This is a genomic window from Streptomyces polyasparticus (assembly GCF_014493765.1).
Taxonomy (GTDB): domain Bacteria; phylum Actinomycetota; class Actinomycetes; order Streptomycetales; family Streptomycetaceae; genus Streptomyces; species Streptomyces polyasparticus.
Genome location: NZ_JACTVJ010000112.1, coordinates 1 through 1,078 on the forward strand (window position 1 = coordinate 1; position 1,078 = coordinate 1,078).

Here is a 1,078-nt window from a genome sequence, read left to right on the forward strand (position 1 = left end):
GGAAAAACCATCACCTGTAAAGCTGCCGTTGCTTGGGAAGCAGATAAACCACTTTCCATTGAGGAAATTGAAGTGGCTCCTCCAAAAGCTCACGAAGTGAGAATCAAGATTCTCCACACCGGTGTTTGCCACACTGATGCCTACACTTTAAGTGGTGTAGATCCAGAGGGAGCATTCCCTGTTATTTTGGGACACGAGGGTGCTGGAATTGTTGAATCCGTGGGTGAAGGAGTTACGTCAGTCAAGGTGGGAGACCATGTCGTTGCCTTGTATACCCCGGAGTGCAAAGAGTGTAAATTTTGCAAATCAGGAAAGACCAATTTGTGTGGAAAGATCCGGGCCACACAGGGAAAGGGAGTGATGCCCGATGGAACCTCGAGATTCAAGTGTAAGGGTAAGGACTTGTTGCATTTTATGGGATGTTCCACCTTTTCGCAGTATACTGTGGTTGCAGATATTTCAGTTGTTGCTGTCAACCCTGAAGCTGCTTCCGACAGAACATGTTTGCTTGGATGTGGTATCACCACTGGATACGGAGCAGCTACTATTACTGCCAATGTTCAAAAGGGAGACAATGTTGCTGTTTTTGGTGCTGGATGTGTGGGTTTGTCGGTGGTTCAAGGTGCTTTTCAGCGTGAAGCCGCCAAGATTATTGTGGTGGATACTAACGATGCTAAGGAAGAATGGGGTAAGAAGTTTGGTGCTACTGATTTTATCAATCCTACTAAATTACCAGAGGGCACCACTATTGTCGACAAGTTAATCGAGATGACAGACGGTGGATGTGACTACACTTTTGACTGTACTGGTAATGTCAATGTCATGAGAAGTGCCTTGGAAGCATGTCACAAAGGTTGGGGTACTTCGATTATTATTGGAGTGGCTGCTGCTGGCAAGGAGGTTTCTACTCGTCCCTTCCAATTGGTTACCGGAAGAGTATGGAAAGGAGCAGCATTTGGAGGTGTCAAGGGTAGGTCTCAATTGCCCGGCATTGTCGACGATTACATGCAAGGCAAATTGAAGGTGGACGAGTTCATTACCCACAGACATCCTTTGGACAAGATAAACACTGCATTCG

At 46.4% G+C, this 1,078-nt stretch carries 1 protein-coding gene; it reads left to right on the plus strand.

The features are described from left to right. Positions 1–1,078 (plus strand): S-(hydroxymethyl)glutathione dehydrogenase/class III alcohol dehydrogenase (locus tag H9Y04_RS49095; protein ID WP_214662305.1); only part of this gene is annotated, 1,078 nt, incomplete at both ends.